Origin of the sequence: Peribacillus sp. TH27 (assembly GCF_016650915.1) — a bacterium.
GTDB classification, from domain to species: Bacteria; Bacillota; Bacilli; order Bacillales; family DSM-1321; genus Peribacillus; species Peribacillus butanolivorans.
This window is the reverse complement of the sequence record NZ_JAEKEV010000002.1, coordinates 308,238-329,716: the sequence shown is the minus strand read 5'-3', so window position 1 is coordinate 329,716 and position 21,479 is coordinate 308,238. Positions and strand designations below refer to the sequence as shown.

At 36.8% G+C, this 21,479-nt stretch carries 18 protein-coding genes and 3 pseudogenes; 9 read left to right on the top strand and 12 right to left on the bottom strand.

Annotated features, from left to right (window positions below):
• Nucleotides 1-24: 24 nt before the first annotated feature.
• Both JFU24_RS03070 and JFU24_RS03065 read right to left on the bottom strand, forming a co-directional pair.
• Complete coding sequence (locus tag JFU24_RS03070) at nt 25-1,071, bottom strand: phosphotransferase family protein (protein ID WP_201180572.1); 1,047 nt, start codon at nt 1,069-1,071, stop codon at nt 25-27.
• Nucleotides 1,031-2,257, bottom strand: coding sequence for an acyl-CoA dehydrogenase family protein (locus JFU24_RS03065; RefSeq protein WP_201180570.1), 1,227 nt, complete (start codon nt 2,255-2,257; stop codon nt 1,031-1,033). Before JFU24_RS03065 ends, JFU24_RS03070 begins: the two co-directional genes overlap by 41 nt.
• 790 nt (nt 2,258-3,047) lie before the next feature.
• Between JFU24_RS03065 and JFU24_RS31160 the strand changes: the two are divergent.
• The 4 genes and pseudogenes from JFU24_RS31160 to JFU24_RS03055 all read left to right on the top strand — a co-directional run.
• A pseudogene (locus tag JFU24_RS31160) lies at nt 3,048-3,350 on the top strand (nitrilase); the annotation flags it as partial.
• An 89-nt stretch (nt 3,351-3,439) separates the two neighbouring features.
• Nucleotides 3,440-3,804 (top strand): annotated as a pseudogene (locus JFU24_RS30010) (GntP family permease); the annotation flags it as partial.
• A 112-nt stretch (nt 3,805-3,916) separates the two neighbouring features.
• Nucleotides 3,917-4,660 (top strand): type II toxin-antitoxin system SpoIISA family toxin, encoded by a 744-nt coding sequence (locus JFU24_RS03060; RefSeq protein WP_242485423.1) that lies wholly within the window; start codon nt 3,917-3,919, stop codon nt 4,658-4,660.
• Nucleotides 4,661-4,840 (top strand): hypothetical protein, encoded by a 180-nt coding sequence (locus tag JFU24_RS03055; protein ID WP_201249482.1) that lies wholly within the window; start codon nt 4,661-4,663, stop codon nt 4,838-4,840.
• A gap of 290 nt (nt 4,841-5,130) precedes the next feature.
• On the opposite strand, the gene JFU24_RS03050 is transcribed toward JFU24_RS03055, so the two are convergent.
• Nucleotides 5,131-6,087: a sensor domain-containing diguanylate cyclase gene (locus JFU24_RS03050; RefSeq protein ID WP_201249481.1), complete on the bottom strand. Its 957-nt coding sequence runs from the start codon at nt 6,085-6,087 to the stop codon at nt 5,131-5,133.
• Nucleotides 6,088-6,709: 622 nt separating this feature from the next.
• On the opposite strand from JFU24_RS03050, the gene JFU24_RS03045 reads away from it, so the two are divergent.
• Nucleotides 6,710-9,280 carry a helicase-related protein gene (locus JFU24_RS03045; protein WP_201249480.1) on the top strand — a complete coding sequence of 857 codons (2,571 nt, stop codon included), beginning with the start codon at nt 6,710-6,712 and terminating at the stop codon, nt 9,278-9,280.
• Nucleotides 9,281-9,400: 120 nt separating this feature from the next.
• On the opposite strand, the gene JFU24_RS03040 is transcribed toward JFU24_RS03045, so the two are convergent.
• Nucleotides 9,401-9,607: a YqaE/Pmp3 family membrane protein gene (locus JFU24_RS03040; protein WP_201183272.1), complete on the bottom strand. Its 207-nt coding sequence runs from the start codon at nt 9,605-9,607 to the stop codon at nt 9,401-9,403.
• A gap of 96 nt (nt 9,608-9,703) precedes the next feature.
• Nucleotides 9,704-11,065 (bottom strand): sigma-54 interaction domain-containing protein, encoded by a 1,362-nt coding sequence (locus JFU24_RS03035; RefSeq protein WP_207198828.1) that lies wholly within the window; start codon nt 11,063-11,065, stop codon nt 9,704-9,706.
• 300 nt (nt 11,066-11,365) lie between these two features.
• Between JFU24_RS03035 and JFU24_RS03030 the strand changes: the two genes are divergently transcribed.
• Together JFU24_RS03030 and JFU24_RS03025 are read left to right on the top strand one after the other, a co-directional pair.
• Entirely contained in the window at nt 11,366-12,922 is a 1,557-nt protein-coding gene (locus JFU24_RS03030) for a long-chain-fatty-acid--CoA ligase (RefSeq protein ID WP_201249479.1), read from the top strand.
• Nucleotides 12,923-12,975: 53 nt separating this feature from the next.
• Nucleotides 12,976-14,754, top strand: a complete 1,779-nt coding sequence (locus JFU24_RS03025; RefSeq protein WP_201180559.1) for an acyl-CoA dehydrogenase family protein — start codon at nt 12,976-12,978, stop codon at nt 14,752-14,754.
• A gap of 84 nt (nt 14,755-14,838) precedes the next feature.
• On the opposite strand, the pseudogene JFU24_RS30005 reads toward JFU24_RS03025, so the two are convergent.
• From JFU24_RS30005 to JFU24_RS02995, 7 genes and pseudogenes are all read right to left on the bottom strand, one after another.
• A pseudogene (locus JFU24_RS30005) lies at nt 14,839-15,057 on the bottom strand (hypothetical protein); the annotation flags it as partial.
• A gap of 447 nt (nt 15,058-15,504) precedes the next feature.
• Nucleotides 15,505-15,822: a hypothetical protein gene (locus JFU24_RS03020; protein WP_242485260.1), complete on the bottom strand. Its 318-nt coding sequence runs from the start codon at nt 15,820-15,822 to the stop codon at nt 15,505-15,507.
• A gap of 871 nt (nt 15,823-16,693) precedes the next feature.
• Nucleotides 16,694-16,879 carry a hypothetical protein gene (locus tag JFU24_RS03015; protein WP_201249478.1) on the bottom strand — a complete coding sequence of 62 codons (186 nt, stop codon included), beginning with the start codon at nt 16,877-16,879 and terminating at the stop codon, nt 16,694-16,696.
• A gap of 398 nt (nt 16,880-17,277) precedes the next feature.
• Nucleotides 17,278-17,544: a hypothetical protein gene (locus JFU24_RS03010; RefSeq protein WP_201249477.1), complete on the bottom strand. Its 267-nt coding sequence runs from the start codon at nt 17,542-17,544 to the stop codon at nt 17,278-17,280.
• On the bottom strand, nt 17,541-17,702 hold the full coding sequence (locus JFU24_RS03005) for a hypothetical protein (RefSeq protein ID WP_201180553.1): 162 nt from the start codon (nt 17,700-17,702) through the stop codon (nt 17,541-17,543). Before JFU24_RS03005 ends, JFU24_RS03010 begins: the two co-directional genes overlap by 4 nt.
• A 4-nt stretch (nt 17,703-17,706) precedes the next feature.
• Complete coding sequence (locus tag JFU24_RS03000; protein ID WP_201180551.1) at nt 17,707-18,018, bottom strand: hypothetical protein; 312 nt, start codon at nt 18,016-18,018, stop codon at nt 17,707-17,709.
• 113 nt (nt 18,019-18,131) lie between these two features.
• Nucleotides 18,132-18,437, bottom strand: coding sequence for a hypothetical protein (locus JFU24_RS02995; RefSeq protein WP_201180549.1), 306 nt, complete (start codon nt 18,435-18,437; stop codon nt 18,132-18,134).
• A 731-nt stretch (nt 18,438-19,168) separates the two neighbouring features.
• Between JFU24_RS02995 and JFU24_RS02990 the strand changes: the two genes are divergently transcribed.
• Complete coding sequence (locus JFU24_RS02990) at nt 19,169-20,071, top strand: AraC family transcriptional regulator (RefSeq protein ID WP_242485259.1); 903 nt, start codon at nt 19,169-19,171, stop codon at nt 20,069-20,071.
• 392 nt (nt 20,072-20,463) lie between these two features.
• Entirely contained in the window at nt 20,464-21,405 is a 942-nt protein-coding gene (locus tag JFU24_RS02985) for a sugar phosphate isomerase/epimerase family protein (RefSeq protein ID WP_201249475.1), read from the top strand.
• Nucleotides 21,406-21,479: the final 74 nt, after the last annotated feature.

Here is a 21,479-nt window from a genome sequence, read left to right as displayed (position 1 = left end):
TGGGTAGACACTTCCAATTGTTACTTATAACAATTCACGGTTTTTTGCTCGATTTGCTTGATGCATTAAATTTTTGATTCCAATGTGTAAATGTTCAAACCGGCTGTCCTGACTATCCCCATTTTTCCAACGATAATAAAGCTGCTGAAGGACAACGGCTATCTTATAGAAGGCAAAGGTTAGATAATAGTCAATATCACTGAGACTGTTGCCACTTTTTAATGCATAAAGGTTGGCAAATTCCCTACGTGTTAGGAATCCTGGCTTGCTAGTAACGGAGGTGAGTCCTGTTTCGGTTTCACCTGGCTCGGTCCAATAAGCCAAGCTGATGGCGAGATCCGTTAAAGGATCACCGATTGTGCTCATTTCCCAGTCAAAAACAGCCACGGCTTCAGGGCTATTGTAGGAGAACATCATATTATTCAATTTGAAGTCATTATGCACAATACTGGAAAGTGACGAGGAGGGAAGCTTGCCGAGCAGCCACTGCTCGGTTTCACCTACCCCGTCTAATTCATCTGTTTTCGACCGTTCGTAGCGTTTAATCCAGCCTTTGACTTGACGTTCGAGATATCCATTCGGTTTGCCGATCATATTGAGCCCGGCTGCTTGATAATCAATGCTGTGTAAACGTGTAAGTGTATCGACAACCGTTTCCGAGACTGCCTTAGCATATGCTTGATTTCCATCCAACTCAGGGGGAAGGGAATCATCAAGGACAAGCCCTACCTTCTTTTCCATTATATAAAATTGCTTATCCGTAATGGCTGGGTCATCACAATATAAAAACGGTTTTGGTGCCAAAGGAAAAACGGGATTAAGCTTGCCCAAAATCGTAAACTCTCGCTTCATGTCATGTGCATTTGGCGGGAGGTCTCCGAATGGTTGACGACGGAAAACACCCTCCCACTTTCCGATATTGATTTGGTACGTAATATTCGAGTAACCTGCAGAGAAAGCTTTAGCCTGCAGTGAATCATTCGGTAAAAAAGGAATATGTGAGCGGATGTAGTTTTCGATTACGTTCCAATCAATTTGACTGGCTTGTGTTTTGGACTGGTTTTTGGACATTGGATTCCCCCCCCATGAACTCCTTGAGTTCCAGCTTGGCTACTACGCTGCGATGGACTTCATCCGGACCGTCATAGATTCTGGCAGTCCGTGCTTCACGGTAAAAGCCTTCAAGTGGCGTATCCCCTGTAATTCCGAGAGCGCCATGCACTTGAATGGCTCGGTCGATGACATCATGCAGCACTTTTGCTCCAAAATATTTGATTCTTGAGATTTCCTTACGAGCTTGATCACCATTGTCCAATTTCCAGGCAGCATGGAGCGTCATTAGACGAGCAGCTTCAATATCAGCAGATGAATCAGCAATGAAGTTTTGGATCGATTGGAACTCGGTTAGTGTTTTTCCACGTGTCACACGTCGAGAAGCGTAGTCAAGCATTAAATCGAAGCTTCGTTTCGAAACGCCAATCCAGCGCATTGCATGGGTGATTCTTCCTGGTCCAAGCCTTAGTTGGGCAAGCCTAAACCCTTCACCACGCTGTCCAAGAAGGTTTTCTTTAGGAATGCGGCAGTTCGTATACCGCACTTCACAATGGCCACCAGTATAATGATCGCCGATAATAGGTACTTCACGAACGATTTCAAAACCAGGATTATCAGAATCGACGAGAAACAAGCTGAATCTTTGATGACGTGGAGCTTCCGGATCTGTCATCGCCATTACAATGGAAAACGATGCACCTATAGCGCCTGTTGTAAACCATTTATGGGCATTAATGACCCATTCATCGCCCTCCAGTTCAGCTCGGGCCTGAAGTGTCGTAGGGTCCGATCCGGAAACTTCTGGTTCTGTCATCGCAAAGCAGGAGCGGATATCACCGTTGGCAAGAGGCACCAAGTACTTCTCTTTCTGCTTCGGGGTGGCTGCCTTCCATAGAATTTCCCCATTTCCAGCATCAGGTGCCATAGAGCCGAAAATGTATGGACCAATTGGACTTCTACCAATTACTTCAGACAGTAAACCGAGGGAAACGAAGCCCATCCCCATTCCATTAACTTCTTTTGGTAAATGACCGGCCCATAATCCAAGCTCTTTCACTCGTTCCTGTAATGGTTTTAAAATATCATCCGGCAGGCCGCGATGTGGAACCATATATTTTTCATTTGGGTAAACGAACTCGTTCATAAATGCAGTTGCTTTTTCAATCATGATTTGTTGTTCTTCAGAAGGGTTAAAATTAAACAAGAAAATCACTCCTTTAATTTTTTCATTGGTAATACATGCAAGAATAATGCCAGGTCAAGGGCCGTTTAGGTGCGTTCTAATTCTAAAACACATGATTACAATTCGAATCGAGGTGCCAAGTTTTTTTGAAAATAATAATAGGATTGAGATGTATTAGAAAATGAGAAAACTTTGAAACTATATAACTATCTTTAATCAAGCTATGATGAATTTATGTTGCTAATGTGATCGGATATGGAATCATGGGAGGGAGGCATATAAAAAATAACAGGGTGACATAGAGAAGAATTGATTTGTAAGGAACTACGGGACATTAAACGGAAAGGTTTCATTTTAGATTCAATCACTTAAAAGCTAAAAGAGCAGCCAACTGATTACGATCATCCAGCTAGTAAGGGAAAGAAGTTCTGGAGACTGGTAACAAGAAGGTAACACTAAAGTATGGAATAATATCAATAATCTATTATTAATTTAAGGAATACACCCTAGTAGCTTTTTGGCAAAATGCAAGGGCGGCATCATTCAAGGTAGCGGGGGCGTTGCTCGATCTTGGGAGTCGGATGTAGGTAAATTAGTGAATGCATTTATATTCCATGGATCCAACCAACTCTAGTTTAAATTAGATTTTGAAAGTGATTACATTATTCATCAATGATTCCAAATAGAATCGGTCCATTTTATCGAGGATGCCTAGGACAGTGCTTTAAAAAGATCTTAGAAAGACACCCTGTAAAAAAATAAATAGTAAGCGTATTTGTAAGTAGCTGTCGTCCAAGCTGTTTCTGTTATTATGAATCGAGAAGCAAGTACAGGAAAGGCTGTTTCATTAACCCCAGAATCAGGAAAAAAGGGGCTAACATTGTCGTTTTTCCTGATCCCAGCTACCCGAGAGGATTCAGCCTTGGAGTAACAGTAGGGAATTGCTCTCCTGAAGGAAAAAAACTGGCTTTGTTATTGGGAAAATTCAGTTCCTGTTCCAAGTAAAACAACTGAAAGGTTGGGAGAAGCAGTATGGAAGGCTAGTGGCTATATCGTAATCGGCGTGATTGAAAGAGACAAACAATTCAGTATGAATACTATCTTGCTATGTTCTTCACCATAAAAATATGAATTTTCTGAAAATAATTGAAATGGTAAGACGGAATTTAAGATCAGATTAAATGTAAGTATTCGGTGCAGTAAATCACATCGCTACCTGAGTTAAAAGCCGTTCGTGATGGTATTTCAAGTATTTTCACACGTCCTCTAATAAATGGTTAGGTAACTACTACTATCCTTGCTGGAATCACAGGTTCTGCATCAGGAGGAATGGGAATTTCTCTATGCGTTAATGGCAGATAAGTACATCCAAAATACAGACCAGTATCCGTTTGAAGTAACATCGAGTAGTTTCTAGTAGTTTCAATGGCTGCCGGAGGGATGGATTCCTTCCTCACAATGGTGAGGTTATTACTTTACTTGTCATTACAGGACTAACACACCGTCAATCGTACCGAGATATGTTAGTGTCTTATTTATATAGGGAAAAACTCTCCACCGGCACATAAGTTTCACACTCCCTATGCAGGGAAAAGATGTATATATACTGAATAATATATAGAGAGAGAGATGAGAAAGGTAACAGCTGTATGAGGGGCAGGGTGATAAAACGATGTGTTAATGTTTTTCAGAGTCTTTGTGTGGATTGTATTTATAGCTTTATTAGCATATGTTGTTCTTTCCTGGAAATTTAAAGATAAGGTAAGTAGGAAGATTGAAGCGATTAGGAAAACCTGGTATGTCATTTTTATTTTGGGAGCATTGATTTATTGGAGTTTCTATCCGAAAAGTATATTCATTGAGTGGAAGAACTTTTTGATTATGGCGATTGTGTTTGTTCTGGTGGATATGTTTGTGTTTTTGAGTATGTATATATCCAAAATCGGCGATAATGAACTTTCCTATGCCACAAGGGCTGTTGCGGAAAGTGACAAACTTTTAACGGACAACCGCGAAAAGGTAAAAAATATGTTTCACCTTTTGAAAAAAGAGGGAATTCCGGAGTATTATCAAACGAATAAGGAATACCTAGCTTACTTGAGTATTCTGCTTCAGGCCTATGCCGCTAAAGAGGGGATGAACGTGAAGATTCTCCCTTTTAAATCGGAACAGGACAAGCAATTGGTGCTAAATGGGCATCCGAACTTGAATGGCAGTATCATCCGTGCTACATTGGAAAGAGAAGATACGTATTATAACGATGAAGAAAAAATGGCATTGCAGCCTGTAAGTATTTTAATGGAACCCTATATCCTAAACGTTAAATCAGAAAGCTTCGTTTCAGAAGTGGATTGTTTATTAATAGCATTATTGATCATGATGTTTGATATGGTCATAAAACAAAAGCAAGGTGGTGAAGGATGAATGAGCATTTATGATAAGGCAGGCAGCGAGATTTCAGTTGCCGTAATCAAACCGCAGGTCAAGATTCCCGATGTTGGCTTAAGTCCTCATACTAAAAAGGTGATGAAACAGAATGAACGCATTATCCTGAATCAAAAAGAAAAAGCTGAACGATTCAGTCGATTAAGAGACGTACTATAAGAATAAGGGCAGAGGAAAATTCCTCTGCCCTTATGATATTTAGAGGAAATATGCATATACTATTCAAAACTAAAGAATAGGAAGGGTCTTTCAGTATATGAACAAAAAACCCGAGAGAGTGAACATCCCTACCCCCTCCGCTTCACCATCTGAGAAACGGATACATAAAGAAAATGCGAACTTGCTGAAGCTCCTGCAAAGGCTGAAAGCAAAACGTTGGATCTTTTTACGATAATGGAAGACCAGTGTGTAATAAACACTGGTTTTTTTATTTATTTAGAAGTGCAAAATCATTCTTGATAGTATTGGATTTTTTTTCGTCCAGACTCTTTAGCCTTATACATTGTCCAATCCGCTTTTTTCAAAAGTGACTCCATTTCGGTTCCATTGTCAGGATAAAAACTTATCCCGATGCTTGCTGAGACAAAATAAACATTTCCATTAATGTGAATGGGCATGGTGGATAATTGTTTTAAAATGAATTCAGCCTTTTGTTGGGTGCTTATTAAGAGATCCTCACACTGAGATGCAGGTAACAAAACGATAAATTCATCCCCGCCGATTCGTGCCACATAACTATCCTCGGGTACAAATTGCAATAGACATTCAGCCGTCCTTTTAATAACAGAGTCTCCGACATCATGACCAAAAGAATCATTGAAATATTTAAAATGATCCAAATCAATATAAAGTATAGCCATTTCATTGTGCATTTTATCCTTATTATAATTGAAATAATTATAAATGAAGTTCCGATTATAGAGACCTGTCAATGAGTCCCTGATAATCCCATTTTCAAGAACGATTGATTGACTGATTAAAGTTGCCAAAGACTTAATGAGTATCACATCATACTCTTTGAAATTAAAAGGTTTAATGTCAAAAGCACAAAGTGTTCCGAAGATATTATCCCCATTTGTAAGGGGATAGCCCATAAAACATCCGTTTCCAATATCCTTCGTTATAGGATGATCACTTGTCAATGGATGTTGCTTTAGGTTGGGGATAACAAGCGGTTCCAAATTATTTTCAACAACTAATTTGCAAAAAACCATATTATAAGGAAGGGTGTCTCCTTCAAATATTAACTCTGCATTTCGGTTAAAAGATTTGATCATAAAACTTTGTAAGGGGGTACGAATAGAAAGGAAGAATGTATTGACCTCTATCGTATGAGCTAATAATGCTAATACCTCTTTAGCGATAGAGTCGAAATTTTTATAGTAATTGATATCATGCTGAATCATTTTCAGGCTCCCCTTTTTCTATAGTCTTTTTAGCTTTTCTCGATGTTATTTTTCATAATCAACTAGAAAGACTCAAGAGCAATATATTGATTGCCGTGACAGTTTGAATTCATTTATAAAGGACACATAATGTCATCGATTATGTAAGTAACACTCTCTATATTTCTAAGTTCAGTATGTTTTGTCAGTATACTCATGACCCTTATTATATTTCGGATAAATTGAAAAATCATTAAATTCCTTACCCTCATTTAAAATCTTCCTTATATACCTTTTACATAAGCATTAGTCAATGTATGGTCATTCATACGTTTCCTCTGCAAAATCAATAAGACGTGAATTGTATCACTTCTCGTTGAAAGTCCCTATAATAAGTAACTAATCTAACTATCATGTATTATACTGTACATGAAATGGTAAGAGTACCATTTACCTAACTTCACCTGGTATGATTTATCATATTATCTGCAAGGTTGCGTTTGTACGTTTCTTAAACGAACGACTAAGTCCTTATGAATTTTGCAGATAAAACATGCGTGGAGATAATTTATAAAATTGTTTTGGAGAGGATAAATAAGAAAAAGAGTAAACTTACATACAGGAAATTCAAAAGGGGATCATTATGGGAAAATTAGAAAATATATACCCAATTGCAATAGAGAATACAAAACAAAAAATCATCCAGGATATGGATTTTTATTTAGAGAATCAAGAGACATTACCTTCTTATTCGACGTACATATCTGACAGGATGTCTTATATAGAGCAGATATGGATTAATGTCTGGTTGAGTAAGGCTTCAAACGATGTGCCTAGAAAAGAAAAAAGGGGATTTCTAAACGAAAGGGGCTTTGTTACTGAAGGGTCAGATCACAAGCTAATCAACAGCTTGTTCCGCAATGAATTAAAGGGCTATCGTCCTTTTGATGTATTACACTGGATCAAAAAAACCTTCTCTGAAAATCAGGAAGAATGGGAGACGAGATATAAAAAAGCTAGGGAAAACTTCTTTAAACGACAAGAAGAACAACGGCTGGCAAATGAGCGGTGGAAAGTACGTGAAAGGCTTCAAGACGAAGCTAATACTTTTTTTGAGGAGAGTTCGCTTCTTTTATATTTGCATGTTAGGTATTATATCGCTGAAATATTAGTAGCTGATCTTCAAAATAAACCGAAATTTCAATATGTTACCCCATATATGCTAGAAGAACAATTGGTGGAAGCAGGTTTGTTTGAATCAACAGAATATTTAATGGTGACTGATTTTTTTGAAGAACTAACAGGTGATATACACTCCTTGTTTGATTGGGGGAAGAATCATTACGAATACGAAAATTATTTTTATAGGTATGAAAGGTTAATTTCAGAGTTTATTTTAGGATTCGTCCCAAAAAAGTTCATTAACCATTTACCTGTAACACTGCACCATGATTTTTTGGAAGCATATGGGGAAAAATTGACTTCGGGAGCCCTTCAAGGACTGCTTCGAGATGAATTGGCTGATTTGTCACAGGCTTGTTTTGATGAACTTCAAGAAGAATACCTTTCTGATTTACTGAAACTTGCGAAGACTCCTTTTAATGAATCATTGCACCAGAAAATATTTGAAGAAGATGAGGAGAACAGGGAAAGAAGAAAAGCTGAAGTATTGGCGGAACAAGCCAGAAGGCAAGCAGAAGAGGAAAGGATTATTGAAGATATTTTTGGAAAGGCATATACTCCTTCATTAGGAAAAAGGGTTAGGTATGTTTTGCATATCGGTGAGACCAATACTGGGAAGACACATCAGGCACTCAAAAAAATGAAAGCAGCCGAAAGTGGATTATATCTTGCCCCGCTAAGACTTCTAGCACTAGAAGTGTTTGACAAGCTAAATGCAGAAGGGGTGCCTTGCTCATTAAAGACCGGTGAAGAAGAAAAGTCGGTAGAGGGTGCAAAACATTTCTCTTGTACAGTCGAAATGTTTCATGAAAAAGACTACCATGAGGTAATCGTCATTGATGAAGCCCAAATGATTGCAGATAAAGATCGTGGCTTTTCTTGGTTTCGAGCAATCACGCAAGCAAATGCTAAGGAAGTACACATTATTGGGAGCAGGAATATAAAAATGATGCTTCTTAACCTATTAAATGGAGCAAATTTGGAACTGCATGAATACACACGGGACATTCCCTTGGAGATAGAACCAAGAGAGTTTGGATTGAAGTACACCAAAAAAGGGGATGCGCTTATTTGTTTTTCAAGAAGGCAGGTTCTAGAAACTGCCTCCCGTCTCCAAGGGAGTGGGCATAGTGTCAGCATGATATATGGGAGCATGCCCCCTGAGAATAGAAAACGGCAAATTGAGCTTTTTAATCGTGGCGAAACATCTGTTGTTGTTGCCACAGATGCAATAGGAATGGGATTGAACTTGCCAATCCGTCGCATTGTCTTTCTTGAGAATGAAAAATTCGACGGGACACGCAGAAGAAGACTGACATCACAAGAAGTTAAACAAATCGCAGGACGGGCAGGGAGAAAAGGTATTTACGACACCGGAAAGGTTGCTTTTACAGCAGAGATAAAAATAATGAATAAACTGCTTGAACAGGTAGATGAGCCCGTTCAAACTTTTACTATAGCTCCTACTTCTGCAGTATTTGAACGTTTTCAGAAGTATTATCGGCATCTAGGAACATTTTTTGAATTGTGGGAGAAATTCGAGCCCCCAAACGGAACTAAAAAGGCATCCCTCACAGAAGAACGCGAGCTTTACGAGTTGATTCGAGATACTGAAATCGAAGCACGTTTTTCGTTAATGGATTTATATGGATTCCTACATCTACCCTTTTCAGCTAAAGAACCTAGACTTATCCGGCAGTGGCTAGAGACGGTCGAAGCCATTGCCGAGAGCAGCAATCTACCAGATCCAATCATCAAGACAAGGAATCTAGAGGAATTGGAACTTTCCTATAAAGCCATAGGTCTACATCTTTTATTTCTATACCGAATGGGAAGAAGAACTGAAGCCATTTATTGGGAACGTGTCCGTGAAGAGATCAGTGATGGTGTTCATGATCAGTTAAAAGATGAAATGATTAATTATCAGAAAAAATGCAAGCGATGTGGAAAAAAGTTGCCGGATAGCTTACGGTTTCAAATTTGTGACGCATGCTATCATAAGGGTCAAAGAAGAACACACAGATCCAAATAGCTGAACTTGTTTAAGGAAATTGGCAACTGGTGAATTTTAGAGACAGATCAACCTGAATAAATACGCCTTTAAAAAGCGTCGTTATTCGGGTTGTTGGTCATAAAATGATTATTTTTACACTTAGTCATTTCTTTTCGACTGGGCAATAATGGCGGCCTGCTGCTTCATTCTTTTATCGGCTTTCTTATCATGAACGACCAAGATTGCATGAATCAAACCCGGTACATAGAAAAATAGGGTAAGAATCAAATTAAGCACGGCCTGAATTGGTTTGCCTGCTAATAAGACTGCTAAAGGCGGGAAAAGAATCGCGATTAAATAAAGAATAATAAACACTCTCCAAATATAATAATTTTCATCTAAATATAACATTATCGCTATATAAACACTATGTTAGCCATAAAAAAATATAGCAGACTTTTACTATTTAATACTTCTTTTTTTTCGGACTAGGGAGGATATACTGATTCCCAATTGACTTGCACATTCTTGTAATGAAGTTGAACGACTTAATGCACGTGAAATATAAGCCTGTTCAAATGAAGTAACAGCTTCCTTTAATGTGCGGTGCTGGTCGTGTTCACTCCATTCACTTTTTTCTAAACCAGATCTGTGTCTAAGCAAATTTTCAGGTAGATAATCAGTTGTAATCGTTGTACCTTCACTCAAATGATATAGCCGCTCCATCAAGTTTTTCAATTCACGAATATTACCAGGCCAGCCATATGCCATAAATTGCTGTAATACTTGATTGTCCACTTTCTTTTTTATGTGGTATTTTTGTTCGAATTGTCTCAGATAGTAAAATACAAAACTTGGAATATCCTCTTTTCTTTCCCTTAATGGTGGTATATGAATAGATAATACATTCAGTCTATAGTATAAATCCAAACGGAATGCTTTCTGTTTGACTAGCCCTTCGATATCCGCATTTGTGGCAGTAATGATACGGACATTCACTTCTTTCATTTCTGTTCCACCCAATCTCCTTATTTTATAATCCTGTACCACATTTAATAGTTTAACTTGAAGCGAATAGGGGAGATCACCTATTTCATCCAAAAAGATGGTACCATCCTGTGCAGCTTCAAATAATCCTTTCTTCGCCTGACTGGCACCAGTGAAAGCACCTTTCTCATACCCGAATAATTCTGATTCCAAAAGATGATCAGGTATCGCTCCGCAGTTAATTTTAATTAATGGACCTTTTCGTTTACTTTGCTCGTGAATGAAATTAGCCAGGACATCTTTCCCGACTCCAGATTCTCCTAACAGTAATATCGGTAAGTCATTCTCAGCAAACCTTTCTGCAAGCGACATCACCTGCATCATGTTCTTACTCTGATAAATAATATGCTGTTGATTGTCTATTTCATTCCGCAACCGCTCTAAGTTCTTTTGATACATGTCTTTGATTTGTTGTGTTTCTTCCAGTTCTTTTTGCAGCCGGTTCATTTCTGTTATATCCCGTAGGTTGGAAACAACGAACAATATTTCATTATCTGCATCTAAATAAGGAGTGGCTGTGACGATACACTTTTTCCCGTGTTCATATTCAATAATTGTCGTACAAGCTTGTTTCGTTTCAAGGACAATCGCAGCGCTAGTTTTTGGAACCGCCATCATTTCTACAGCATCGTAAATAACATAGGAATTTATAAATGAATGAGACAAATTGGTCATTTCTAATAAGGCTTCATTATAGAGAATCGGATAACCTTCTATATTACATACGAAAAGACCATCAGATGAAGTATTTAATACGTTTGATAACAGTGAGAGCAAATCATTAACATTCTGGGTTTCGAAATACCGAGTTTTATAAATAAAATTCCCTCCTCATCCTTTTTATAGAAATTATTGCATAGCGATAGATGATGGTCAATATTGATCATCTTGTCAAAAGTGGATAGTCAAAAATGAACATGGTATTAAACCATTAGTAGTTTTGATAATACTTTCGATGCTGGTATGGAAATTGCATATTAAGTAATAAAGAAAAGAGAGAGTGCCGCTATAATTTCTGATTCACATGATTTGAAAGCGCTACCTTTTCGATGTAAATAACTAAATGGAGGGGAAATAATGAGAGAAAATGAGGAGATTTCAAACATTACTTTATATGAAATGCTTGAACAATCGGTTTCTAAATGGTCGAAAAATGAAGCCATATCTTATAAGGGAGAAATATGGACTTATACTCAATTGAAAAATCAGGTCGATTCTTTTGCTGCTGGCCTACAGAAAGCGGGCATCAAGAAAGGGGAAAGAATTGCTTTGATTCTTTCCAATTGCCCGCAATATGTCGTTGCCTATTTTGGGATATTAGCCATTGGGGGAGTAGTTGTTCAAATCAACCCGATGTTTACGAAAAGGGAGATTCAATATATTGTTTCTGATTGTGCTGCAGAAACAATCATCGCCTCGGATTCCCTTACTCCTATCATTAAGTCAATTCAAGCTGAGACTACTATAAAGAATATCATTTCTGTTAGCATTAAACCATCAGCCTCAAGCGATTTAGTCAAACATAGCTATGAATCTATTATAAAAGCAGGAAGCAGTCTATTTGAGCCGGTTATGTTAAATCCGAAAGAAGATCTTGCTGTGATCCAATATACCGGTGGCACAACAGGCCGTTCAAAGGGGGTCATGCTTACTCATCGTAATCTAGTTGCGAATATTGAACAGCATAACATGATCTTGAAGGAGACAATGATACCGGGCATGGAAAAGGTCCTAACTGTTATTCCCTTATTTCATGTGTACGGAATGACCATTTGCATGAATCTAGGAATATTACAAGGTTCTTGTTTAATCCTTCTTCCAAAATTTCATTTAGAAGAGGTGTTAAACACAATTAAATGGGAAAAACCTACTCGTTTTGCAGGGGTTCCTACTATGTATACAGCCCTTAATAATCATCCGGAGGCTGAAAAGTTTGGGCTCAATTCAATTAAACTTTGCCATAGTGGATCATCACCATTACCGGGTGAAGTGATGGATGAATTCGAGCGAAGGACAGGAGCGGAAATTTCCGAGTCATATGGGTTATCGGAGGCAGCCCCAGGGGTTTTGTGTACTCCTTCTTACATAAAGCGGAAAAACGGATCCGTGGGTATTCCTTTACCATATACAGAGGCAAAAATCCTTGACCTTGCTACAGGATTATATGAAGCCGACATAGGCGTAGCAGAAGAGCTGGTAATAAGGGGGCCGCAAATTATGAAAGGATATTGGAATATGCCAAAGGAAACGGAAGCTTCGTTAAAGGATGGCTGGTTATATACAGGAGATATAGCCAAGAAGGACGGTGATGGATTTTATTACATTGTAGATCGGAAAAAGGATTTGATAATAGCGAGCGGATACAATGTTTATCCTCGGGAAGTGGAGGAAGTTCTTTATGAACACCCGTCGATTTTAGAAGCGGTTGTAGTTGGGATTAAGGATGATTACCGTGGAGAAACGGTTAAAGCGGTTATCGTGCTGAAGGAAGGCAAATATTTGACGAAAGATGAATTGACTATCCATTGCCAAAAATATTTATCGCCCTACAAAGTGCCAAAAGTTGTGGATATACGTGAAACGCTTCCGAAAACCAGTGTAGGCAAGATTTTACGAAGAACCCTAAAGGAATAAAAAAAATGATGGATAATTCTTGAAATTTAATTTATTTGGAAGGAGCAATATTAATGCAAAAAACAAAAGGAATATACGGCGGCAGTTTTATTGTGGAAGACCTAAAAAGTGATACATGCGTTACTCCAGAAGATATAACAGAAGAACAGAAATTGTTTGTTAAGATGACTCGTGACTTTGTCATAAACGAAATTATTCCTAATGAAGAAAAACTAGAAAAGTTAGACTATGAGCTTACTAAAACATTACTTGGGAAAGCGGGGGAAATCGGTCTACTGGGGGTGGATGTTCCCGAGCAATTCGGCGGTTTGGAACTTGATAAGGTTTCTAGTACCTTTATTTCAGAAGCATTATCAAAAACTTCATCATTTCTATTATCGATTGGCACACAGACTGGAATTGGTTCTCTTCCAATCGTCTACTTCGGAACACTCGAACAAAGACAGAAGTATTTACCTGATATCGTAACAGGAACTAAAGTAGGTGCTTACTGTCTTACGGAGCCATCCGCTGGTTCTGATGCACTTGGGGCGAAAACTACAGCAGTTCTTAGCAGGGACAGCAAACAATACATATTGAATGGATCCAAAGTATTTATTACAAACGGAGGTTTTGCGGATATTTATATCGTTTATGCAAAAGTAGATGGAAAACATTTTAGTGCGTTTATCGTGGAAAGAGATACTCCAGGATTTACGGTTGGTCCTGAAGAGAAGAAAATGGGACTTAAAGCATCTTCCACCTGCCCGCTTTATTTTGATAACGTGCATATACCAGTCGAGAATTTGTTAGGAAAAGTCGGTAAAGGCCATTTGATTGCCTTTAATATATTGAATTTAGGCCGTCATAAGCTTCCCACCAATTGTCTTGGAAATGCAAAAGAAGCGCTTGAATTAAGTGCTACTTATGCGAATGCTCGTACCCAATTTGGCACTACAATTGCTAAATATCCACTGATAGGAAAAAAACTTGCTGAAATCAATATCCTGATTTATGTACTAGAAACAATGGTATACAGAATTGCAGGAATGTTTGACGATTCCATGCGGGATATAGATCATTCTTCTCCAGAAATCGCGAGCCAGTCAGAAAAGGCCATAGCTGAATATGCCATCGAATGCTCCATAGTTAAGGTGTTTGGTTCAGAAGTGCTCGACTTTGTTGTAGATGAAGGTGTACAAATTCATGGAGGATACGGATTTATCCAGGAATACAAAATTGAACGGATGTACCGTGACTCACGCGTCAATCGTATTTTTGAAGGGACGAATGAAATCAACCGTTTGCTCATTCCAAGTACATTATTCAAAAAATCAGCTAAGGAAGCATCTCCATTAGTGCAACGAATGGAAGAATTTAGAAAGGAGGCAGCAACCTTTATCCCACAAAGTTCGTTTACTAATACATTAGCTAAAGAATCGTATTTAGTGTCTATAGCTAAAAAAATGTTTTTATTTATAGGCGGTATGGCAATCGGAAAGTATGGAGAGGAACTTGAAAAAGAGCAGGAAATAATGACGAACTTAGCCGATATGTTGATTCAAATTTTCGCAATGGAAGGCATAGTAGGTAGGACAGAAAAAACAATTTCCAAAAACGGAGAAAACAAAGTATTAAATGCGATTGAAATGACACAGGTATTTGTACATGAAGCTTTTGAACAAATTCATGCATCGGCTCTAGAAGCATTAACTACCATGGAATCTGGAGAAGATTTGGAAAGGCAGAGAGCCATTCTATCAAACCTTTTCGAACATTCACCAATAAATAAAACAGCACGAAAAAGATCCATTGCGGAACGTATCGTAAAATCAGAAAAATACACTGTCTAAGTTGAAGAAAAAGCACTAACTATCGCGTTAGTGTCTTTTTTTATCTTTTTAAACTGATTTCGTTTCATTATCTATAAGTCTATTTGAGAATAGTATGGCACCCACTTTACATTCGGCAATCCATTCAGTTTGTTCTTTAACCCTTTTTTGCGCATATGTATCCTTAAATTTATCATCTGATGTCACTCGATGCATCAATGCCGGGTCTACAAAATGTATCAATTCAATATCGAATTGCGGGGCTTTTTCTATGTATTCTATATAAGAATAAATGGATTTTATGCTATGGATTAAGAGAGAAATATAATCAGGAAATTTACAAATACTTAAACGATTTGATTAAAGATGAAAATAGAATACTTGCAGTGACCCAACTATCAATGGTTGAGGCGACAGAGCAGTTTGAACATTTGACAACTAAGACTATAATTAATCCATTGAATGTATGAACAGATTCCGTGATTGATCAATTAGATCTTCGGAAGAAACCATCAATGAAAGATGGTAGAAGTTAAAGTGTTTTGAAAAAAATTAATTGGATTTATAAAATATAAAAAAACATGAAGACTTCCTCTGAAAAATCCACAATTTAGAGTCTTGTATAAAAGAACATTAGTACTGCCCCAAATTAGGGGCGATTCAACTGTCTGATGAAACTAAAGGGTCCTAAGTATATAAGCTAATGTGAATTTTGCGTTTTACTAAGAATCGCATCAGAATTGGGGAAATCCATAAGCAGAAAGATTTTTCTTAGTTTTCTTTATTTCGTATTTGTTCACGGATTGTTTCAAGTTCTTCTAAGGATAGATCACCTAGAGATTTTTTTATTTCTTCTTCAATCCTTTTTCGATCAAGCTCCCTATATTTATTCCACCAGTCTCGTAATCCTTCCGTGTTTTCTAGTAGATATTCAATGTCGATTTCTTCTTGTTCATCATCGGATAAATACTTCATGACGGCACCTAACAATCGGTTGAGTTGAACTATTTCATTTTCCTTAACTAATGGTGAGACCTTATTTTCATTCTCTTCATTATCTTTGTTTGCCGGTACATTTCGAGGTGTCATATATATTATCCTCCTGTTTTTAATAGTAGTGTTCCTAAAAGAATGGAATTCAATTTATTTCTAATTAATTTTCTATAGCCGTTACTATTCCTAGCTTGAAAAATCTTGTTGCAGAGAAAAGATATTAACATTTATGCTTATTACTAATTTCAACATATACCTCGTTAGAATATAAAATATAACCGTCAACCTGTAAATTAGTGATAAAAGTAAGGTAGAATTGTAAGTAAGATATCTCAAAAGGATAAATAAATGTAAAAAACGGTGGGGCAGCTCTAAGTTATTCCTTGATATATTCACCATATAAAGAGGAGGAATCACTTACGCAAATTGTTAAGTACGGAGATTATTTAAAGTACATACATTTAGCAGATACAGTCCGTCATCAATCGGGAACTGGCGTATATCCATCCTCAGATTTCTCTCAATGTACGAGTTAAGTAACTGAGGACAACTGAGGTATAATTGACACATGAAATCCGAGGAGTGTTGTTGTACCAATGATTACAAACGAAAACATAAAGCATGTGGCTATTTATTTGCGACTATCAAGAGATGAAGAAAACCGAGGGATTGAAAAAATCCTCGCTAGCCACAGAAATTCATTAACGGAACTTTCCTATGAAAACGAATAGAAACTCACTAAGGTATAACTAATAGTTCAATAATGAAAACAAAAAAAGACGCCCCGTTGTGGGACGCCCGATTCATTCACATGCAAGTTGTTGACGAATGGGTCTTAGACGGCGATTACACGCAATTTTCATTATCTAGTGAAGCACATCAACCAGGGCGGTTTAGTGAACAAATAAAAAAACATCCCCGAAAGGATGTCTGTTTTCATTTATTCATTATCCTTTTCAATTTTCATTTATTCATTATCCTTTTCAATTTTCATTTCGTTCACTATATTTCTGAGTTTTTCGGTATACTCTTCACCTGTAAGAATACCCTTTTTTTTCAATAAATTTACTAAAGTTAAAACAGTGGCCATTTGTATGTCCTGCTTACTTAATTTGCCAACATCCAAATTTTTAAATTCATCTTGAGCACTCATATTATCACTTCCTTCAATTTACTTCGTTTCACCAAATGGAACGGTTTTACATGCTTAAAAAAAGGACTTCGCTTATTAAGCGGGGGTCCTTTTAATATTCATATTCATCTATAATTGGTTTATACCATTCATAGTTATATTTTTGTTCCTCCGCAATTTTAATTTTTTGATATTCATCTTTTGGCATACCTTCCCAAACTTTTGAAGCGCCATGGTCAACTTATAGTTGATTTAGGATTCGTATGCGGGGTTGTGTCCAAGAAAGCACTGCTCAAGTACATTACTCCATAACCGAATATCATGGTCATGACGGTGAAAATGTAGCCAGCTAATATTAGAAAATTTTTCATTGGTAGCATATGTAATTTTCTAAGGTCATTTCAAATGACCTTAGGATTTCAACTATATAAAATCCGACTTTCAACATTACGCGACTCTCCAGATAAAACACTGTCAGCCACAATATATTGTAAAGTTCTCGTGGCTGTCATTCGTTTGTCTGGATGTTTCATTTGAAGATGCTGTTGTATCGCTCGAAAAAGTTCATTATTCTTCGGTCGGTTAGGGTTATATATTTTTTGTAAACTATTTGGCTTTTCCATGGCTTCTCCTACTTTCCAATGACTAATATTCGTACAGGCGGTACTTGATACGTAGTTCCTCAAGCTCCGCCTTTTTCTTCATAATGTACAAACAACATCAAGTAAATTGCCAATAGAAGGTGCAAATAAAGTGGAATATTCTTATCGTTTTGAATGACAACAAATATGAAAATTCCATATAGCAAAATTGGAATTGTTAAAATGATTCGTGACTTTGTCACATGCTCACCTCCTTTTTTTCCACTCTTCAAATGCTATGTTACTCGCAATAATTTCAGCATTCATATATCCCAATCCACTTAGAGTAACTTCAATTTCATCAGCGCTCTTGTTATCGAATAATCGTAGTTTGGGAACCAGAGCGTAAGCTCCTTGTTGTTCAATTGTCACAGCTACAGTTGTTGTATCACTAAGCAAATCCAAATCGCTGATGTAATACTCCATTGTCCTCATGGCTAGGAAATCGGTGCTTGTATTCTTACGGAAAAACAAATCTCCTAATGTTTCGATAGCAATTGATAATATTTCTGGTTTCATGTTTTATCCTCCTAATATACTAAATATTCTGATGCTTTAATACTAATTTACTATTTTTATGCTGGCAGTCTTTATTTCATCCAAATAAAAAAAGGTCGAAGACATAAATGTCCTCAACCGTAATTCATTTCATCGTAATATGGCCATTCATAGGATTCAAATGGTAAATCCCACAATTTTGTTACTGTTGAAACATGTTTTTTCGGTTTGTATCCATTTTCTACAAGCATGTCATTCATCAGCAAAAAGCATTCAGTTTGTGATTCGTCTGGGTTTTTGTAATGAGCGTTTCTGTAACGGTTAATGAATTTCTTCATCATGTAAAGCTCTGTTTGTTTTGGACGTTTAAATGAAAGATGCCATTTTTCATTTTCGTTCAGTGTAATATCGAGCTTTTCATTTAATAGTAATGGATTCATAGATTTTTTCCTCTTGTTTGGTTTCGTCACTAAAAACACCAATCCTATCCTTTAAGCGTGTAACGTCATGACCTTTAATTATTGCGGACCTTTTGTTTTTGGTTTGTTGAACATCATCACCTTATGGCTTAAGCCATAAGGTGCCATAGGTGCGTGTGTTGGCATTTAGTAAGTATTGTATCAGTAGGGCTTGGCCCTGCATGCTGCTGACATATATCGGCACATTCATAACCATATCCTCCATGGGATTCGCACCAATCCATACATTGTTCATAGGATGAAAATGGTTGACGATACAAAGACAATCACTCCTTATCTTAATCTTATTTTTCACGATATTATATTTAGCTGTATACTTTTGGGTGATTGTCAAACATAGATAGAAAGGCTTATGATGGTGCAGGATTTTGAAGATGGTAACAAACGAAAGGACCGAAAAATGGTCCTTTCGTTTGATGAAATATCAACATAATTATTTAACAGAGCTTATTTGCAAAAAAATCATCCCCAAATTCTATACTAACTAGAGGGGGAAATTAGCGACGAAGCTTTGTAAAATTTATAGGGTAAAGGCCAAAGGTTGAGCATGATCAAAATCTAAAAAGTCAATGACTTCGTACTAGAACAGAATCATGACTTTTCTCTTTATAGACAAACTTTTATGTTTGAATTATAGTTTGATTAATTATTATTGAAAAAAGTTTTGTATCTTTATGAGAAGGAGGGTTTTTTTGTCAAATATATTGATATCAGGAAAAATCTCTTTGAATGAACATGTTCATCGCATTGTACAAAATGGGGCGGCGTTTTTTGTTCATTACTGGGGCGTCATGCCTAAACATTATGATAACCTAACGCATAAACATTCTTTTTTTGAAGTGTGTTATGTGGTTGAGGGGAGAGGAATCTATATAGATGAAGATTGTACCTATTCGATAAAAGAAAACACAATGTTTTTTTCCAGGCCAGACGTTCACCATCAAATAAAAAGTGAAAGTGGACTATTTCTTCTATATGTTGGGTTTGAATTAATAGAATCAGAATCAAGCGAAGATTGGGAGCAGATAATAGAGGAAGCTAAAAAATGTTCTGAAGTGGTTATTGATGTAAAAGAAGATACAATTGCTCCGTTAATTTGGAAATCTCTGCTTATCCAAGCGACAAAGACTGAACATACTTCTTTTGAAGGAATACTAACAAACTTAGCGTACTCCCTTATCCTTTCGTTACTGCAAACTTTTGTTCCTTACTCACATCCCAATAATCACAAGATCGTTCATAAAAAGTCTTCGATAATCCATACTCAAGCGAAATTATATATAAAAGACAATCTATCTACTCCCTTAAAACTTACTAATGTAGCTACTCATTTGCACATATCCAGTCGGCAATTATCACGATTATTTAGTTCGGAATTAGGCGTGAGTTATTCAGACTATGTTCAAAACGAGAGAATACAGAAAGCAGCCATATTACTCAAAACAACTGATTTATCTATCAAAGATATTGCTGAAGAAACTGGTTTTACAACTGTTCACTACTTTACTCGCGTTTTTACTTCTGCGTTACGTTGTTCACCTGGACGTTTCCGAGCTCTCTACACAAAATTAAAAACAACTACATATACAGATTAGTCAATTGCCCTTTACTTCATGCTATGCATTGAAAGTAGAGGGTTTCTTGTTTTAAATAAAATTCACTGATACTTAGAAAGATGTCTTCATAAGACAAAATTTAGTCCTCACAATATAAAGACGATTATGATGCATTGTTCTACAATAACAATTGTAAGTGTTATTAATTATTGAATTTTCAATTAAATAAAAACGCTTACAAATGAAGAGTATTCAATAAATGGAGGCTTAGATGAAAACAAAGGGCTAAAATTACAAATCAACTAATCACTGAGAAACAAGTCTTTCAATAAAAAAAGAAGTCTTAAGGGAATAACGATGTTTTTAATTTTGTCCTATTTTTACAATTCTAACTGACTTATTTTTAAATGAATTATTAGGAGGCTACAATCATGAAATTATCTTATGTAACAGATAGTTTAGGACACTTACCTATTGAGAAAATGTTGGATGTTATTGCTGAAATGGGAATTGATACGATCGAAATGACCACTGGAGGATGGTCTTCAGCACCTCATTTGAGATTAGATGAGTTATTAGAAAGTGATTTTAAAAGAAGTGAATTTTTAAATAAGTTAGAAAAACGTAATATTAAACTGTGTGCTTTAAATTGTTCTGGAAATCCTTTAGACCCAGGGGAACTAGGTAAAGAGCATCGAGAAGTTACAGATAAAACATTTGAATTAGCAAAATTATTAGGGGTAAAAAAAGTGATCATGATGAGTGGACTACCAGCAGGAAGTCCTGAAGACGAGATTCCTAACTGGATTACATATACTGTGAGTTGGCCTCCAGTTCTAAAAGATATTTTAGACTATCAATGGAACGAAGTAGCAATTCCCTATTGGAGAAAATTAGTTGAAAAAGCTGAATCTTGCGATGTTGAAAAAATTGCCCTTGAAAATTTCAGCTCCCAATTAGTATATAATCCTGAAACGTTATTTAAATTACGTAATGCAGTTGGACCTATTGTAGGCCTAAATTTAGACCCAAGCCACCTAATATGGATGGGAGCAGATCCAATTTTTTCAGCTAGAGAATTAGGAGGAGCTATTCACCATGTTCATGGTAAAGATGTTCGGCTTGAGAGACATTTATCAGGTATTAACGGTGTGATGGAAACAAAAGAAGTTACTGATGTAGCTAATAGAGCTTGGAATTACGTAGCAGTAGGCTGTGGACAAGATTTACAGTGGTGGAAAGAATTTTTCTCTGTGATTAAGATGATGGGATATGCTGAAGAAGTTTCTCTGGAAATGGAAGATCTTACTATGTCTGTAGAAGCAGGAGTTAGAACCTCAATTGATGCTTTAAAACAAACCCTTAGCTTTTAGTATAGAGAAAGCTTCTGCTAGGGTAGTCTATTCTTTGACTTAAAATATATAAATTATGCTGGTATTGATGACTT

Coding starts and splice junctions, on each gene's coding strand:
- JFU24_RS03045 (WP_201249480.1), top strand. CDS start 6,710: ATGGGAAAATTAGAAAATATATACCCAATTGCAATAGAGAATACAAAA.
- JFU24_RS03070 (WP_201180572.1), bottom strand. CDS start 1,071: ATGTCCAAAAACCAGTCCAAAACACAAGCCAGTCAAATTGATTGGAAC.
- JFU24_RS02985 (WP_201249475.1), top strand. CDS start 20,464: ATGAAATTATCTTATGTAACAGATAGTTTAGGACACTTACCTATTGAG.
- JFU24_RS02995 (WP_201180549.1), bottom strand. CDS start 18,437: ATGAATCCATTACTATTAAATGAAAAGCTCGATATTACACTGAACGAA.
- JFU24_RS03015 (WP_201249478.1), bottom strand. CDS start 16,879: ATGAGTGCTCAAGATGAATTTAAAAATTTGGATGTTGGCAAATTAAGT.
- JFU24_RS03030 (WP_201249479.1), top strand. CDS start 11,366: ATGAGAGAAAATGAGGAGATTTCAAACATTACTTTATATGAAATGCTT.
- JFU24_RS03050 (WP_201249481.1), bottom strand. CDS start 6,087: ATGATTCAGCATGATATCAATTACTATAAAAATTTCGACTCTATCGCT.
- JFU24_RS03020 (WP_242485260.1), bottom strand. CDS start 15,822: ATGACACCTCGAAATGTACCGGCAAACAAAGATAATGAAGAGAATGAA.
- JFU24_RS03000 (WP_201180551.1), bottom strand. CDS start 18,018: ATGAAACCAGAAATATTATCAATTGCTATCGAAACATTAGGAGATTTG.
- JFU24_RS03025 (WP_201180559.1), top strand. CDS start 12,976: ATGCAAAAAACAAAAGGAATATACGGCGGCAGTTTTATTGTGGAAGAC.
- JFU24_RS03060 (WP_242485423.1), top strand. CDS start 3,917: ATGTTTTTCAGAGTCTTTGTGTGGATTGTATTTATAGCTTTATTAGCA.
- JFU24_RS03055 (WP_201249482.1), top strand. CDS start 4,661: ATGAGCATTTATGATAAGGCAGGCAGCGAGATTTCAGTTGCCGTAATC.